The sequence below is a fragment of the Agrobacterium sp. 22094 genome (genome assembly GCF_052046015.1).
GTDB lineage: Bacteria > Pseudomonadota > Alphaproteobacteria > Rhizobiales > Rhizobiaceae > Agrobacterium > Agrobacterium cavarae.
The window spans coordinates 2,232,380-2,247,442 of record NZ_JBQEPX010000001.1 but is presented as its reverse complement, the minus strand read 5'-3'; the positions used below and the strand labels follow the sequence as shown (position 1 = coordinate 2,247,442).

The following is a 15,063-nucleotide window of genomic DNA, read 5'->3' as shown; positions in this document are numbered from 1 at the left end:
ATGAGCGGATTGTTTTCCTCCCTTGGACGCAAGGGCCTCTTCCTGCTCGATCCCGAAGTCGCGCATGGCATGTCGATTACAGCTTTGCGTAGCGGCTTCATCCCCACCTGCAACGTACCGCATGATCCGCGCCTGCAGCAGACGGTGGCGGGACTGGTCTTCCCTAATCCGCTCGGCATGGCCGCGGGCTACGACAAGAATGCGGAAGTTCCAGGCCCACTTCTCAAGCTCGGCTTCGGATTTACCGAGATCGGCACTGTGACGCCGCGCGCGCAGGCGGGCAACCCAAAGCCGCGCATCTTCCGACTGGTGGAAAACGAGGCCGTCATCAACCGCCTTGGCTTCAACAATGAAGGGCATGCGGCGGCACTTTCGCGCCTGATTGCCGCTGGCCTGCGCGGCATCGTCGGTGTGAACATTGGCGCCAACAAGGATAGCGACGACCGCATCGCCGATTACGTGAAGGGCATCGAAACCTTCTCCACCGTTGCCTCCTATTTCACGGCCAACATCTCTTCTCCCAACACGCCAGGCCTTCGCGATCTTCAGGCACGCGAAAGCCTTTCGGCACTTCTTTCCGCGGTGCTGGCGCAACGCGATCGCGAGGCGGAAAAGCTGTCGCGCCACGTCCCCGTCTTCCTCAAGATTGCCCCTGATCTGACCGAGGAAGGGCTCGACGACATTGCCGCCGAGGTCCTGTCGCACCGGCTGGACGGCCTGATCGTCTCCAACACCACACTTTCCCGCGACGGACTGGCGCCGGGCAGCAACAACCAGGAGACCGGTGGCCTTTCCGGCAGGCCGCTCTTCGAACGCTCCACCACGGTACTCGCAAAAATGCGCAAACGCGTCGGACCGGATCTGCCGATCATCGGCGTGGGCGGTGTGTCGTCGGCAGAGACTGCTTTGGAAAAAATCAGGGCAGGGGCCGACCTGGTCCAGCTCTATTCCTGCATGGTCTACGAAGGGCCGGGCCTGCCCGGCACGATTATCCGCGGCCTGTCGGAGAGGCTGCAGCGGGACGGGATCAGGAATATCCGGGATTTGCGCGACAGTTCAGTGGAAAGCTGGGCGGCGCGGTCCATTTAAACGGCCCGCTCCCTTTCGCTGTGGCCATCCTCGCTTCAATGGCAAGGATCACGACAGAGACTGTGATGAATGTCAGCTCGCATAGAGCGCGAACACGCCTCTATCAGGCGCAAAGCACCATCGCCCAATAGGGACGGTTCTTCGCCGCGCTGTCATAGGCGACAGCAACGCCAAGCCCGCCATAATTACCCAGCATGTTTTCCAGGTGATGCGGTGAGCCGATCCAGGCTTTGACCACCCGCTCGACTGTGTCTTGACCTGCGGCGACGTTTTCTGCAGCAGGCAGGGGCACGTTGCCGTTTTTCATGCGGATCAGAAAGCTGTCGGTGATGCCGATGAGATGCGCCATCTTCTGCGCCTTCACCATGCGGTTGGCCTGATAAATGGCCGCCTGCTGCGCCGCCGGGTTGGCAGAAAGCGTCGAGAGACCTTTCGAGCGGCGAAGTTCGTTGACCATCGGCAACGCCGCGGCCGTCTCGTCGCGGGTGCCGGGTGGCAGGCCCTTGTTGGTGGGAACGGAAACGCAGGCCGATAAAACCGAGCCAGCGGACAGCAGCACGAAGCCGCGCCGGGAAAAATTCGTCAGGGAATGGTCGGTCATATCAACGCAAGCTTAGAAGTCTGAGGACGATGAAGACGGGGATGACGATGACCGCGCCCGCCAGAAGATAGTCGCCGATGCTGCCAAGCGCGTGGAAGCCCGAATACCAGATGTTCAGAACGAAGTCGCGCACACCATAGATGATGCTCCACGGCGTCAGCCCGAAGACGGCCATCAGAAATCCGACGATCAGTGATATCACCAGCAGCTTGACGATCGTGCGCCCAACGCTGTCACCCAGCACCTTGTTGACCTCACCGGCCATCAGCAAATCTCCTAAAGCCTGTCATCGAACAAACCCGCATCCGCGGGAGGATGACAAACACCTTCAAACCTTGATCAAGACATATGAAGCGCGGCGCTTCGATGCAAGCATCGCGGTGTTTACACCGTCGATCCGGGTTTTGCGATGAAATAGGACTTGAGTTTTTTTATGGCTTGATGAAAGAGAGCCCACCTCTTTCAGGAAAAATCCGTGAATGGCCCAGAACCAGCATTCCTCCGGCGACGTCATTGCTGATCGTCGTGCCGATTACGCCCGCATGCTGGCAGAAAGCGGCGACCACCAGGCTGCCGCGGAATTGATCGAACAGGCACTGGAACTCGCCCCACTTTGGGCAGCAGGCTGGTTTCGACTGGGCGAGTACAGCGAAAAGGCGGGCCAGCAGGACAATGCGGTGAAGGCCTATGAAAAGGTCGCCGAGCTTGACGAGGAGGGGATATTCGCCGCACCCCTCAAGCTTGCCGTGCTGGGCGCAGCCGAAACGCCGGAGCAGCCACCGAGCCGCTATGTGGAGGGCCTTTTCGACGACTATGCTGACCGGTTCGAAACCTCGCTGGTGAAGAAGCTCGATTACAGCGTGCCGGAGAAGTTGGCGGCTCTCATCGAAACGGCGCGCCCCAGTGGCAAGCGCTTTCGCTGCGCGGTCGATATCGGCTGTGGCACGGGATTGCTGGGTGTCGAAATCCGCGACTGGACCGAACGCCTGGAAGGCTTCGACATTTCCACAAACATGCTGGCAAAGGCGGAAGAGAAGGGCATCTACCACCATCTCTCGCAGGCCGATCTTTCTCTTGATGAGGAGACATCCGGCCTCTTTGCCGATGGGCTTCAAAAGGGCCGCGCCGATCTCGTCGCCGCTGCCGACGTGATGATGTATCTCGGCAGTCTCGAGACGGTCATGCCACTGGTTCTGTCCCTGCTTGAGCGGGGCGGCCTTTTCGCCTTTTCGGTCGAAGATGCGGGCGAGGAGGAGGGTTTCGTCCTTCAGCCGTCGCTCCGCTACGCGCACTCACAAACCTATGTGAGCAATCTCCTTGCCGCCTTCGGCATGGAGATCCTGCAAATCCAAAAAACAACCATTCGCAAGGATGCCGGAAAACCACTTTCCGGCATTCTGTTTCTTGCCGCAAAACCCGCCTAAGCTTTTCGTTTCTTGCCATTTTATCGATTGGTCAGGAAGGCTGACATATGGCGGTTGTCGAGCGCCATTTTGCAGTGCAAAATAGCCGCGTCTCTGCCGCTGATACTTTGTGATAGCGACATGGAGACCATCAACAAAATCAGGTCCTGTCGAGGGGATTTCGCATGGCATTCACCAGAAGCGTCTATGGCATGTGGAGTGTGGACCCGGCCAAGCATTCACCGATCGAGGACGTCCAGGGCATCGTCACCGGGAGTATTGTCTCGGCGCTCGGCTTTTACATCCTCAACAAGGTCGGCCTCCTGACCGGTGGCACAGCAGGCGTCGCGTTTCTTATCCATTACGCCTTTGGCATCAGCTTTGGCCTTTTATTCTTCCTCGTCAATCTGCCGTTCTACTACCTCTCGTTCCGCCGCCTCGGCCTTGCCTTCTCGGTGAAAACGTTCATCTCAATCGGGCTGGTATCGGTCCTGACGGAACTGGAATCGCGCTGGATGGTGATCGACAGCGTCAATCCGCTTTGGGCTGCCATTCTTGGCGGGCTTCTCCTCGGTTACGGTCTTCTTGCGCTTTACCGCCACCGTGCCAGCCTGGGCGGCATCGGCATTCTGGCCATCTATATCCAGGATCGTTTCGGCATCCGTGCCGGTCTGATCCAGCTTGCCTTCGACACCTGTGTGATGATCGCCGCCTTTGCGGTCATCGAACCGAAGACGGTGCTCTACTCCATCGTCGGTGCCTTCTTCCTCAACATGTTCCTCGCCATCAATCACCGGTCCGACCGCTACATCGTGGTGCGCTGACGCTTGAAATCTGGCCCGGCGTGGCGCAAGGAAAGCTGTCGAAATCGGGGGGGTGGCAATGCGCGATATGATCTGGAAAAACCGTGCAAGGCTGTGGGCCACGACACCCGACCGGCATTCTCTGCTGGAAGATGTTCAGGGCGTTCTTGCCGGAGCCATGTTGGCGTCTCTCGGCGTCACCCTGTTTTCCGCCGCCGGTCTGCTGACAGGCGGAACCGTCGGCCTCGCGTTCCTCGTCCACTATGCGACGGACATCCGTTTCGGTCTTGTCTTCTTCCTGGTCAACCTGCCCTTCTACTATCTTGCCTTTCGTCGCCTTGGGCCTGCATTCACGGTCAAGACCTTTAGCGCCATCGCCTTGACGGCGGTGCTGTCCGACATGATGCCGCGGCTCTTCGCCTTCCAATCGATCAATCCCATCGCCGCTGCGCTATTCGGCGGATTGACGGTCGCAGCAGGCATGCTGGCGCTTTTCCGCCACCGCGCCAGCCTCGGCGGTTTCGGTATTCTGGCGCTCTATCTGCAGGATCGTTTCGGTTGGCGGGCGGGCTTCATCCAACTGGCCTTCGATGGCATGGTGTTGCTGGCATCGTTCTTCATCGCCACGCCCTTCGTCATTCTTTGCTCGGTTCTTGGCGCGTTGGTGATGAACCTGGTCATCGCCATCAATCACAGAAACGACCGCTACATCGCCATGTAGCAGTCGTTTCGATTGAGAGGGTCAGGCGGCCTTGGCGGCGGCATCGACCGGATGCTGCATCCTGAAGCCGACGGCAATGCGGTTCCAGGTGTTGATCGTGCCGATGGCAAGCGTGATCTTGACGATCTCCTCTTCGCTGAAATGCGCTTTCAACGCGTCGAAATCACCATCCGGCGCGCCAGTCTCGGCAATCTTCGTCACCGCATCCACCCAGCCGAGCAGGGCTCTTTCCTGTGCGGTGTAGACGGTCGATTCCCGCCATACGCTCATCAGGTTGATCCACTGCTCCGAAAGCCCGTCGCGGCGGCTCTCCTTCACATGCATGTCCACGCAATAGGCGCAGCCATTGATGATGGAGGCGCGCAGTTTGATGAGGTGAATGAAGCGGCGCTCCAGCCCGGAATTTTGCACGAATGTTTCGAGCGCCAGAAGAGCCTTGTAGGATTCGGGGGATGCCTTGGTGTGATTCAGTCTCGTTTCCATAGTCGTTTCTCCTTAGTTGCTTTTGGTCATGCGTCATCGTTCGAACAGGCGGTGGCCTGTCCGTCATGGAATTGAAAGAAGTGCTTGTCTCAGCGCGTCGTCTTGCGCTCGTTCAGCTCCAGAAAGGCGCAGCCGCGTGCGGCAATGCCGCCATCGTCTGCGCGGGCGAGGTCAGTACGAATATCCGCAACGGTGGTCTTGGCAAGCTCTGCCCGGTAGGCTCTCTCCGCTTTCAGCATGGCGGCATTGATGCCGCATGGCTTGCTGAAATAGCGGTCAGGCAGCGGGTTTGGACCTCGTTGCCGGATTTCGGCGCAGCGAAAAGCCGGTGCCGGGCCTTCCACCGCAAGCACGATATCGAGAAGCGTTATCTCCTCGGGCTCTTTCGCCAGCCTGTAGCCACCTTTCGGCCCGGGCACTGTCGAAAGAATACCAGCACCTGAGAGCGACTGAAGGTGCTTCAGCAGGTAGCTGGTCGAGACGCCATGAAACTCTGCCAATGCCGCCGCTGACAGTACGCCGTCGGGCGAAAGCGAGGCAAGCATTGCAACGCTGTGGATGGCCTGTTCGACGCCATCGCTCATCTTCATCGGGTCACCTCCATAATCATGGATATTATTTATCCGCGATTATGTGGCTCTGTCAAGCGGCGTCTAAAGGCTCTTCTTTTTTGGAAGAGTTTCACTACCTTAGAGGGGTGAAACACATCGATCCGCCAATCTTAGCGAAAAGCGCCGGAACACTGCCTTTGCCCTTCCAGAAATGGTTTGCGGAGAAGGGCTGGAGTCCGCGTGCGCATCAGCTGGAATTGTCCGCCCAGGCACGGGGCGGGGAAAACATGCTGTTGATTGCGCCGACCGGTGCCGGCAAGACGCTTGGCGGTTTCATGGCATCGCTGACCGATCTGGCCGAGCGTGGCAAGGTGCCACCGGGCTCTGCCTTTGTCGGCGTCCACACGCTCTATATCTCGCCACTGAAAGCGCTCGCCGTCGATATCGAGCGCAACTTGATGAAGCCGGTCTCGGAAATGGGCCTGCCGATTACGGTGGAAACCCGGACCGGTGATACCCCTCAGGGCAAGCGCCAGCGACAGAAGCTCAAACCCCCGGATATTCTTCTGACCACGCCCGAACAGGTCTCGCTGCTGCTCGCCAACAAAGAGGCAGAGCGCTTCTTCAAGGATCTGAAATATGTGGTGCTGGACGAGTTGCACTCGCTCGTCACCTCCAAGCGCGGCCATCTCTTGTCGCTGGCGCTCGCCCGCATCCGCCGCCATGCGCCTGCCATGCGCACCATTGGTCTTTCGGCAACGGTGGCAGATCCGATGGATTTACAGCGCTATCTCGCACCACAGGTGGAAGGCGAACCACCGGCGGGGCTGATCACCGTCGAGGGCGGCGCGAAACCGAATATTGCGATTTTGCAGACGGAGGAGCGTATTCCATGGTCGGGCCATTCGGCCCGCTACGCCATGCAGGATTTGTATCCTGAAATCAAAGACCATCAGACGACGCTGATCTTCGTCAATACCCGCTCGCAGGCCGAGCGAATCTTCCAGGAACTCTGGACGATCAACGACGACAACCTGCCGATTGCGCTCCATCACGGCTCGCTGGATGCCGGGCAGCGGCGCAAGGTGGAACAGGCGATGGCCGAAAACAAGCTGCGCGCCGTCGTCGCCACCTCCACGCTCGATCTCGGCATCGACTGGGGCGATGTCGATCTCGTCGTGCATGTCGGCGCTCCGAAGGGCGCAAGCCGCCTTGCACAGCGTATCGGCCGCGCCAACCACCGCATGGATGAGCCCTCCAAGGCGATCCTCGTTCCTGCCAATCGCTTCGAGGTGATGGAATGCCGCGCGGCGCTCGATGCGAATTACATCGGCGCGCAGGATACTCCCCCGATTGCAGAAGGCGCGCTGGATGTGCTGGCGCAGCACGTGCTCGGCATGGCCTGCGCCGAGCCTTTCGATGCGGATGAGCTTTATCGCGAGGTCACCAGCGCCTCGCCCTACGCCGACCTGTCACGCGAGATGTTCGACCGCGTGGTCGACTTCACCGCAACCGGCGGTTATGCGCTGCGCACCTATGAACGCTACGCCCGCATTCGCCAGATGAAGGACGGGCGCTGGCGTGTCTCCAATCCGCAAGTCGCGCAACAATATCGCCTGAACCTCGGCACCATCGTCGAGGCGGCAGAGCTGAACGTGCGGATGGTGAAGCGCAACGCCAAGGGCACGGTCGGCCGTGGCGGCATGTCGCTGGGCAAGGTGGAAGAGCATTTCCTCGAGCAACTGGTCCAAGGTGATACGTTTCTCTTTGCCGGCAAGGTGCTGCGCTTCGAAGGTATCCGAGAAAATGAATGCCTTGTCAGCCAGGCATTTTCGATGGACCCGAAGATCCCCTCCTATGCCGGGGGCAAGTTTCCGCTCTCCACCTATCTGGCAGATCAGGTGCGCTCCATGCTCGCCGACCCCTCGCGTTGGCATACGCTGCCCGATCAGGTGCGCGACTGGCTGGCGATCCAGAAGGAGAAGTCGATCATCCCGAAGCGGGACGAGTTGCTGGTCGAGACCTTTCCGTTTCGCAAGCGCTTCTTCATGGTCATGTATCCGTTCGAGGGGCGGCTTGCGCATCAAACGCTTGGCATGCTTCTGACCCGCCGGCTGGAGCGGGCAGGGGCAAAGCCCATGGGATTTGTGGCGACCGACTATTCACTCGCCGTCTGGGCGATGGAGGATATGGGCAAACGCCTGCAATCGCGCCGGCTGTCGCTTGCCGACCTGCTGGATGAGGATATGCTGGGCGACGACCTCGAAGCCTGGCTGGATGAATCCTATCTTTTGAAACGCACCTTCCGCAATTGTGCGGTCATCGCAGGACTGATCGAACGCCGTCATCCTGGCAAGGAGAAAACCGGACGGCAGGTCACGGTGTCGGCCGATCTTATTTATGACGTTCTTCGCAGCCATGAGCCGGACCATATCCTGCTGGAAGCCACGCGACGCGATGCGTCGGCCGGACTTTTGGACATTGCTCGACTTGGCGATATGCTAAGGCGAATCAAAGGCCACACGCATCACCGTGCGCTGGACCATGTCTCCCCGCTTGCCGTTCCCGTTATGCTGGAAATCGGCCGCGAAACGGTTGTGGGACAGGCGCAAGACGATGTGCTGGCCGAAGCCGCCGACGAGCTGATTGCCGAGGCGATGGCGTAGGCTTCTTTCGAAGGCCGCGCCGGAAGATACGTGGAAACAAAAGAGAGAGCAGTAAGATTGCTCTCAGGGAATTCGAGACGCCGTGCTGAGCCGCCTTGCCTTGAGTGAAAGATTGTCCACCGGCTTTGAATGCTTCGGAGCCGAAACCGCCATCAATGGCGTTGCGGCGCTGTGCGATCCGCTGGGCGGCCTTTACATGCCGGATCTGTCGCTGCTCGTCGTCTCCGACCTTCATCTGGAAAAGGGTGCGGCCTTCGCGCGGCGCGGTATGATGCTGCCGCCCTATGATACGATCGCGACATTGAAGATCTTCGCCTCGCTGATTGCCCGCTACGATCCGAAGATTGTCGTCAGCCTCGGCGACAATTTCCATGACCGCAAGGGATCGGAACATCTGCCGCTGCCGCTGCGCGACATTATCAAGGAGATGGCAAGAGGCCGCGAATGGATCTGGATCAACGGCAACCATGATCCGGATGGAACGGTGGATCTGCCGGGCTCGTCGGTCGATGAGATGTTCTACGCCAACCTTGTCTTCCGCCATGAGCCGAAGCTGAAGGGTATAGACACGAAAGGCGAAATCGCCGGCCACCTTCATCCATCGGCCACGGTGCGCCGCCGCGACAAGACGGTACGCCGCCCATGCTTCGCCACCGATGGCGCACGCTTGCTGATGCCCGCCTTCGGCGTCATGAGCGGCGGCCTCGATCTGCGCCATAAAGCCATGCGCGGCCTCTTTGACCATGCGGACCTGATTGCGCATCTGATGGGACGCGACCGGATCTATTCGGTTCGGTTTGGAAGCCTGCTGGGATAGGTGGCAATCAGTCCCTGCGGAACAACAGGCTTGCGCCCCAGCCGGTGATCACAGCCGTCAGCACGCAGAGAATACCGTAGACGACCGGCGTCTGATGGGCAGCATTCGTGATCGCCTGCTCCATGCCGGTTTTTACCACGCGCAACTTGAGTTCTCGCTGGGCAACAGGCATGCCGCTCTTGAAGAGGTAGGCTCTGGCGGTATGGACGCCATTCGGCACGTTGGCGGGCAGGCGAAGCGTTGCCCAGAAGAGGCCGGTTCGCTCCAGCCGCACCCCGGTCGTGTCGTTGCGATAGATGCCGCTGGCAAGTTTCAGGCGGCGATAGGCCTCCTGAAAATCATAGACATTGTCCGGCACGCCGGAAAATACCGCGCTGTTCAGTGGAAGATGCTCGACGCCGAGGCCCATGGCCTTCAACGTGCCGGGAGAGGCAATGTCGTTGATGTTGCGGGTGCTGGCCATGGAATAGGATTCCGGCAGGGGCGCGAATGTGATGGCGCTGGTATTGATCCAGATTCCCGCCACCCGGCTCTTTTTACGCACGGTCGTATATTCGTTCGGGCCCTCCAGCGTGACGACGATGTCGTATTGCCCGATGGCAAGCAGCAACTGGTCGGCATTGTTGAGCGCGCCGAACATGGTGAAATCCGCACCGCGAAAATCCGACGCGATCGAGATTTCATTCGTCGATGCACCGATCTCGATGTTCTCTTGAAGCGTCCGCGGCTTGCCCTGAGCGTCTGGAGAGACCGCGAGCGGGGGCGTTTGCGCCAGAGCTGCACCGGCGCAGAAAACCACCAATGATGCAAGGAGGGCAGCGCGCATCAATAGCCAAGCCCTCCGACCGCAACGGAAAAGAGATCTTCCGGTCGCACCACAAGCCCGATGGCAAGGCGGATGCCGACAGCCAGCACCAGAAGCGCCAAAAGTGCGCGCAGCTGCTCGCCGCGCAGCTTCTGCCCGACACGCACGCCATATTGGGCGCCGATGACACCCGCCAGCATGAGAATGAAGGCCAGCACGATATCGACCGAATAGTTCGTCGCCGCCTGCACGATCGTCGTATAGGCGGTGACGAAAATGATCTGGAAGAGCGATGTGCCGACAACGACGTTGGTCGGAATACGCAGGAGATAGATCATCGCCGGCACCATGATGAAGCCGCCGCCGACACCCATCACCGATGTCAGGATACCGATGGCAAAGCCGAGCGCGATGATCGGGATGACGCTGAGATACAGTTTCGACTTCTTGAAGCGCATCTTCAAGGGCAGGCGATGCACCCAGTTATGGTGGCCGGGACGGCGCAGCGGAATGGTTTCATTGCGCGCCGTGCGGCGGATGGCAGAGATGCTCTCCTTCAGCATCAACCCGCCGACGGTCGACAGCAGAATGACGTAGAGAAGCGAAATGATCAGATCGAGCTGGCCGATACTGCGCAACAGAGTGAACAGCCACACACCGACGGTCGCCCCGCAGAGGCCGCCGATCAGCAACATGGAGCCGAGCTTCACATCCAGCGTGCCGCGGCGAAAATGGGTAATGGAGCCGGAGACCGAGGAAGCGACGACCTGGTTTGCCCCCGTGGCAACCGCCACAACCGGAGGAATATTGTAGAAGATCAGAAGCGGGGTGATGAGGAAGCCGCCGCCCACCCCGAACATGCCGGAGAGAAACCCCACAGCCGCGCCCATGCCGAGGATGATGAAGACATTCACCGACAATTCCGCGATGGGCAGATAGACAGTCACAATCGGACCTCTGGCAATGGTTCCGGGCGTCCCGGTCGGCTCGAAGCCACCTGTCCGCCAATTCAAATCTCTGTCCTGAAAGAAGGCTTTAAGGGCCTTCGTTGGTCATGCCCGGCAGGCCACGACCTGTCAATCATTCAACGGCAAATACGTTGATAATTTGAAAAGAAGAAGGGCCGGAGCGACATTGTCGTCCCGGCCCTTCCAATAGCTCTGTTTTTCGTTCGATTACTTGTTGCGGGCGAGCAGCGCCGTCACCAGTTCGTCGGTAATGCGACCGTCCGGAGTCTGGCCGACGGATTTCTGGAAATCCCGAATGGCCGCGACCGTGGTCTTGCCAAGCTTTCCGTCCGGCACACCGGCCTTGAAGCCGTTATTGTTGAGGATGGCCTGAATGTTGCGGATTGCCTTCTGCATGTCGACCGAAGAGGTCTTCACGCCGCCGGCATTGGTCCACTCGTCGGGAAGGTTCACCGAATTGGCGTCTTCATCGAGCGGCGTCACTTTCCAGGCGTCGACTTTGGCCTTGGCGCTGGCAAGCTGCTCCGGCTTCATCGCCTTGGCCACATCGTCGCGCTTCTGGGCTGCATCGGCATCACCATCGCGGGCAGCAATGGCGAACCACTTGTAGGACTCTTCCAGGCTCTGCTGAACGCCGCTGCCGCGCGCGTACAGGATGGCGAGGTTGAACTGGCTGTCGCGAACGCCGAGATCGGACGCTTTGATGAACCAGTCTGCAGCGGCCTTGTAGTCGGGCTGGCCTGCCGCGTCGGATGTCAGCAGGACGGCGAGATTGTGCATGGCGCCGGCATTGCCCTGGCTGGCGGCCATTTCGTAATAGCGCTTGGCTTCCGGCAGATTGCGTTCGACGCCATTTGCCTTCTCATACATGTTGCCGAGACGATATTGCGCCGGTGCGAAGCCACGGTCCGCCGCAAGCTTGTACCACTTGGCTGCCTCTGCGCGATCCGCCTGAACGCCGACGCCATCAGTATAGCGTACTGCGATTTCGAAGAGCGCCAGCGCGTCGCCTTTGCCTGCGGCCTCTGCCAGAGAAGCCGGCGTGAGGCCCGCCGGGACGGCAATGGTCGTTTCAGTCTGCGGTGCGGCCTCGCTGGAGTGGGCGCCAACGGTGTCGGTCTGTGGTGTCACACTTTGCTTTAGCTGCTCGGCCACAGCCATCTCGCCGTGAGGTGCTGCGACATTGATGGCAGGCGCCTCTTGCGGCAGAGGTGCGCCGCCAATCGGCCGCGTGTCGATCAAATGCCCCTGTCTGTCGGCATCGCTCTGCATCCGGTCGGCTGCCGCCTGAGCGGTTTCGTCAACCGGGGCGGTGGAGGGCTCTGTAACGGCCTGATTGGTAACGTCCGGAATTGCGGACGATACAACGCCGGGCTCAGCGTCGTTCGTGCTCGTCGTCACCCGTTGAGCGGGCGGTGTGTCGGAACCAACAAGCGATTTGACCATGGGCATGGCCATCATCGCCAGAAGAATGGCGCCAATGCCGAGCAGAAGTGGGCGACGATAGCGCGCCAGCATGGACGCGCCCTTGGGGCTGCGGCCACTTTTTGCCGACCCGGAGTTTGTCGCCCTTTCTGGCATGGTTTCGAGTGCGGCGGCCTGGGCCGCACGACGTGCAGCTGCGATGAAATCGGCGCGGTTGTCGCCGTCCTTGTCGCCGGCACGCTGAGCGTTCTGGCTGGCGCGAACCCGCTCCAGAATCTTCTTCACGTCCGGGGCGCCGGTGCCGGGCTCCAGAAGCTCATTCTCATCGTCGGACGAGAGAAAATCGATCGGATCGAGAGCCGGCGCCGGGTTGACGTTGGTGCGCCCGTTTGCAGGGGCAGACGCGTCACCCTCGGATCTGGCTGCGCCCGATTTGAACCGGCGGGTCAGGCTGGCAAGGAGGCCCTGCTTTTCTTCGGCGACAGGTTTGGCCGCTGCGGGAGGCGCAAAGGCGGTAGCCGTATCCGTATCGAAGGAAGATGTGGCGGTCGCAGCTGCCAGCGAGGAGAGACTTTCCTCCGAGAAGCTGGCGAAAGGCATTGGAGAATTGGAGGCCGAATGCTCTTGCTCATAGGCAGGCTCGGGCGCGCGGCGATCATCCAGCGCATCCAGACGGCTTGCGATCTGCAACAGGGTTTCGTGTAGAGCCTCGAAGGTGCGGTGGGTGCGTTCATCGGTATTGCGGCTCAGGCCCTCGAGTTTGCGAAGGTCGTTTGCCAGTTCCGAAAGCAGCACCATGTCCGCTGGGCTCGCGGTCTGCGCCAGGTTGTTGCGCGTGTGAGCTTCCAGCACCGCTTCCGCTGCCTGTCGTGCAGCCTCGATGATATATTCGTCATTGGACGCCATATAGTCTTCGATTGCGCTCATCCGCGCATCAAGCTCAGGCGGCATGCCCATGGGCTGGGCGTGGCTCTGCTCGTTTAGCATCGAGGACAGATTGGCGATGTGGCTCTCGAGGCTCGCAAGCGCGCCGGGATCGGTATTGCTGGAGCGGGTTGTTTCGTCGAGCTTGGCTGCGATCTTGCCGAGGCGGTCTTCAAGGCGAAGGAAGGCAGAATCATAGGCCGCGTTTTTGCCGGATGCCGGACGCGTATCGATATCGTCGATACGCCGGGCAATCTTGTCCAGCCGCTCGGCCAGCTTGTCATTCACCGCACCATTGCCGAGCAGATCGATCTTCTTGGAAATATCGGTGAGGAACGACGTCAGTTCAGGCTGCGCCGGCGTGCGCTTGGATTGCTCCAGATAGGCAGAGAGTTGGTCGAGTTGCTCGGTAAGCTTCGAGATGTGGCGGTCTGATGACAGCTCCTCAATGCGGTTTGCCAGCGCGTCGAGACGGCCCGTCAGGGCCTCGGACGGCTTGTCCTTCTCAGCACTCATGTCCTTCAGCTGGTCAAGCTGGCCCGAAAGACCGTTGAGGCGGGTCTCAAGCCGTTCCATCAACGCGGCATCTGGCGAATGGTGAGCACGATTGGAGGTCGCGGCGATCGCGCGGCTGATTTCGTCCAGACGCTGATCGACACCGGAAAAATGCTCGGTGAGAACATTCTCGTTCGGCTGAATGCGGCGGCCCAACTGCTCGACGAAGCCCGCCATGGTGATGAGCTTGTCCTCCAGCGCGCGGATGGCCGGGTTGTTATTGGCATTGCCAAGGTCGCTCTTGATGTCGTCAAGACGATAGGCGAGCGCGACGATCTCTTCCTTCAGCGCAGTCTGGTCGAAACCGCGTAGCGTGTCTTCGACCTCGTCCCAACGACGCTCCATCTTGTGCATGCTGTCCTGGCGCGCCATCTGCTCGACCAGCGAGCGGAGTTCCTCGACCTCGGAGCGCAGTGCCTGGGATTCCGGTCCGGACGTCGTGCTGAGGCGGTCGATGCTCGCGGCAAGACGGGCAACGTCTTCGCGAATATCTTCGGCGAAATCCTGGTTTTCGGCAAAGGAGCGGATGTTGCGCAATTCGCTGCGCACACCCTGCATCTCGCGCGCAACGCCTTCGGAGAGTTCGTTCTTCAATTCCTGTCGCAGGTTGACGAGTGCCTCGGCCACTTCGCGCAACGCCGCATCGCCCTGCGAGGCCGGTGCTGGGGCGGCTGGTGCGCGTGAAGGGCGGCTGCGCTCGACACGCGGCGCTTCTACTGGGGCTACCGGTCGCGTGCGATAGGCCGGAATGGCGGTGGAGGCACGGTAATCCTGATCGTCATAACGGCGCTGTTCCTGCTGCATCGCGCTGCGGGCAGGCTGCGGCGCTTCGTAGGCGTCGCGGCTCCAGCGGTCATCGAGCGCTTGCTGACGGCGGCGAATTTCATCGACGGGATCGAATCGGCGAGAGCTTGGTTCGCGCTGGGCACGAGACGGTGCGGGCGCGCGCTCCGGCGGGCGTTCGGCAGGTGGTTCGCGACGGCTTCTTTCCATCGGGCCGCCCAGCAGGTCTTCAAGCCGTGCTTCCAGACCTTCGATGGTGCGATTGAGCGCGTCCAGCGACGATCTGTCACTCTGTCCTCGGGAATTCGATCGCAATCCGCTCATCTTGCTGCTCGCTTCGTCTTTGCCGTTTGACCCTTCCACCGACTGGAAAGGGGTATGCCGTTCGTCTCCTCTGGAACTGCGTCGTTTCCGAAGCACCTCCTTAAAACAGGACAATTGCCTATCTATGGTTAATTAAGAGTTAATT

Annotated in this window: 13 protein-coding genes; 6 read left to right on the top strand and 7 right to left on the bottom strand. The window is 60.1% G+C overall.

Features of this window, described 5'->3' with window-relative positions; translation table 11 throughout:
* The gene (locus ACTJK5_RS10970) at positions 1 to 1,089 is read left to right on the top strand and encodes a quinone-dependent dihydroorotate dehydrogenase (protein WP_440612422.1); all 1,089 of its coding nucleotides are present in this window, start codon (positions 1 to 3) and stop codon (positions 1,087 to 1,089) included.
* Between the two features lie 103 nt (positions 1,090 to 1,192).
* Here the strand turns inward: ACTJK5_RS10970 and ACTJK5_RS10965 are convergent, their stop codons facing one another.
* The gene (locus ACTJK5_RS10965) at positions 1,193 to 1,690 is read right to left on the bottom strand and encodes a CAP domain-containing protein (RefSeq protein WP_440612421.1); all 498 of its coding nucleotides are present in this window, start codon (positions 1,688 to 1,690) and stop codon (positions 1,193 to 1,195) included.
* A gap of 1 nt (position 1,691) precedes the next feature.
* Positions 1,692 to 1,955, bottom strand: coding sequence for a DUF6460 domain-containing protein (locus ACTJK5_RS10960; protein ID WP_062427020.1), 264 nt, complete (start codon positions 1,953 to 1,955; stop codon positions 1,692 to 1,694).
* A 214-nt stretch (positions 1,956 to 2,169) separates the two neighbouring features.
* On the opposite strand from ACTJK5_RS10960, the gene ACTJK5_RS10955 reads away from it, so the two are divergent.
* The 3 genes from ACTJK5_RS10955 (at position 2,170) to ACTJK5_RS10945 (ending at position 4,617) form a co-directional block, all read left to right on the top strand.
* The gene (locus ACTJK5_RS10955; protein ID WP_440612420.1) at positions 2,170 to 3,114 is read left to right on the top strand and encodes a methyltransferase domain-containing protein; all 945 of its coding nucleotides are present in this window, start codon (positions 2,170 to 2,172) and stop codon (positions 3,112 to 3,114) included.
* 191 nt (positions 3,115 to 3,305) lie between these two features.
* Entirely contained in the window at positions 3,306 to 3,917 is a 612-nt protein-coding gene (locus tag ACTJK5_RS10950; protein ID WP_062427294.1) for a YitT family protein, read from the top strand.
* A gap of 67 nt (positions 3,918 to 3,984) precedes the next feature.
* Positions 3,985 to 4,617, top strand: a complete 633-nt coding sequence (locus tag ACTJK5_RS10945; RefSeq protein WP_440612598.1) for a YitT family protein — start codon at positions 3,985 to 3,987, stop codon at positions 4,615 to 4,617.
* Positions 4,618 to 4,638: 21 nt separating this feature from the next.
* Here the strand turns inward: ACTJK5_RS10945 and ACTJK5_RS10940 are convergent, their stop codons facing one another.
* The gene (locus ACTJK5_RS10940; RefSeq protein ID WP_062445511.1) at positions 4,639 to 5,100 is read right to left on the bottom strand and encodes a carboxymuconolactone decarboxylase family protein; all 462 of its coding nucleotides are present in this window, start codon (positions 5,098 to 5,100) and stop codon (positions 4,639 to 4,641) included.
* An 89-nt stretch (positions 5,101 to 5,189) separates the two neighbouring features.
* Positions 5,190 to 5,690 carry an RrF2 family transcriptional regulator gene (locus ACTJK5_RS10935; protein ID WP_274100924.1) on the bottom strand — a complete coding sequence of 167 codons (501 nt, stop codon included), beginning with the start codon at positions 5,688 to 5,690 and terminating at the stop codon, positions 5,190 to 5,192.
* A gap of 41 nt (positions 5,691 to 5,731) precedes the next feature.
* On the opposite strand from ACTJK5_RS10935, the gene ACTJK5_RS10930 reads away from it, so the two are divergent.
* A complete protein-coding gene (locus tag ACTJK5_RS10930) occupies positions 5,732 to 8,317 on the top strand; it encodes a ligase-associated DNA damage response DEXH box helicase (RefSeq protein WP_274100923.1) in 2,586 nt (861 codons plus the stop codon).
* A gap of 82 nt (positions 8,318 to 8,399) precedes the next feature.
* Positions 8,400 to 9,134 (top strand): ligase-associated DNA damage response endonuclease PdeM, encoded by a 735-nt coding sequence (gene pdeM, locus ACTJK5_RS10925; RefSeq protein WP_113259890.1) that lies wholly within the window; start codon positions 8,400 to 8,402, stop codon positions 9,132 to 9,134.
* A 7-nt stretch (positions 9,135 to 9,141) separates the two neighbouring features.
* Here the strand turns inward: pdeM and ACTJK5_RS10920 are convergent, their stop codons facing one another.
* The 3 genes from ACTJK5_RS10920 to ACTJK5_RS10910 all read right to left on the bottom strand — a co-directional run bounded on the left by ACTJK5_RS10920 (position 9,142) and on the right by ACTJK5_RS10910 (position 14,918).
* Positions 9,142 to 9,960, bottom strand: coding sequence for a TIGR02186 family protein (locus ACTJK5_RS10920; RefSeq protein WP_062427014.1), 819 nt, complete (start codon positions 9,958 to 9,960; stop codon positions 9,142 to 9,144).
* On the bottom strand, positions 9,960 to 10,886 hold the full coding sequence (locus ACTJK5_RS10915; protein WP_062427292.1) for a sulfite exporter TauE/SafE family protein: 927 nt from the start codon (positions 10,884 to 10,886) through the stop codon (positions 9,960 to 9,962). Before ACTJK5_RS10915 ends, ACTJK5_RS10920 begins: the two co-directional genes overlap by 1 nt.
* 228 nt (positions 10,887 to 11,114) lie before the next feature.
* The gene (locus tag ACTJK5_RS10910) at positions 11,115 to 14,918 is read right to left on the bottom strand and encodes a peptidoglycan-binding protein (RefSeq protein ID WP_440612419.1); all 3,804 of its coding nucleotides are present in this window, start codon (positions 14,916 to 14,918) and stop codon (positions 11,115 to 11,117) included.
* Between the last annotated feature and the right edge of the window lie 145 nt (positions 14,919 to 15,063).

Excerpts from the sequence above, each read along its gene's own strand:
- ACTJK5_RS10960 (WP_062427020.1), bottom strand. The coding sequence starts at position 1,955 with ATGGCCGGTGAGGTCAACAAGGTGCTGGGTGACAGCGTTGGGCGCACG.
- ACTJK5_RS10940 (WP_062445511.1), bottom strand. The coding sequence starts at position 5,100 with ATGGAAACGAGACTGAATCACACCAAGGCATCCCCCGAATCCTACAAG.
- ACTJK5_RS10970 (WP_440612422.1), top strand. The coding sequence starts at position 1 with ATGAGCGGATTGTTTTCCTCCCTTGGACGCAAGGGCCTCTTCCTGCTC.
- ACTJK5_RS10910 (WP_440612419.1), bottom strand. The coding sequence starts at position 14,918 with ATGAGCGGATTGCGATCGAATTCCCGAGGACAGAGTGACAGATCGTCG.
- ACTJK5_RS10955 (WP_440612420.1), top strand. The coding sequence starts at position 2,170 with ATGGCCCAGAACCAGCATTCCTCCGGCGACGTCATTGCTGATCGTCGT.
- ACTJK5_RS10945 (WP_440612598.1), top strand. The coding sequence starts at position 3,985 with ATGATCTGGAAAAACCGTGCAAGGCTGTGGGCCACGACACCCGACCGG.
- ACTJK5_RS10965 (WP_440612421.1), bottom strand. The coding sequence starts at position 1,690 with ATGACCGACCATTCCCTGACGAATTTTTCCCGGCGCGGCTTCGTGCTG.
- ACTJK5_RS10950 (WP_062427294.1), top strand. The coding sequence starts at position 3,306 with ATGTGGAGTGTGGACCCGGCCAAGCATTCACCGATCGAGGACGTCCAG.
- ACTJK5_RS10920 (WP_062427014.1), bottom strand. The coding sequence starts at position 9,960 with ATGCGCGCTGCCCTCCTTGCATCATTGGTGGTTTTCTGCGCCGGTGCA.
- ACTJK5_RS10930 (WP_274100923.1), top strand. The coding sequence starts at position 5,732 with ATGTGGCTCTGTCAAGCGGCGTCTAAAGGCTCTTCTTTTTTGGAAGAG.
- ACTJK5_RS10935 (WP_274100924.1), bottom strand. The coding sequence starts at position 5,690 with ATGAAGATGAGCGATGGCGTCGAACAGGCCATCCACAGCGTTGCAATG.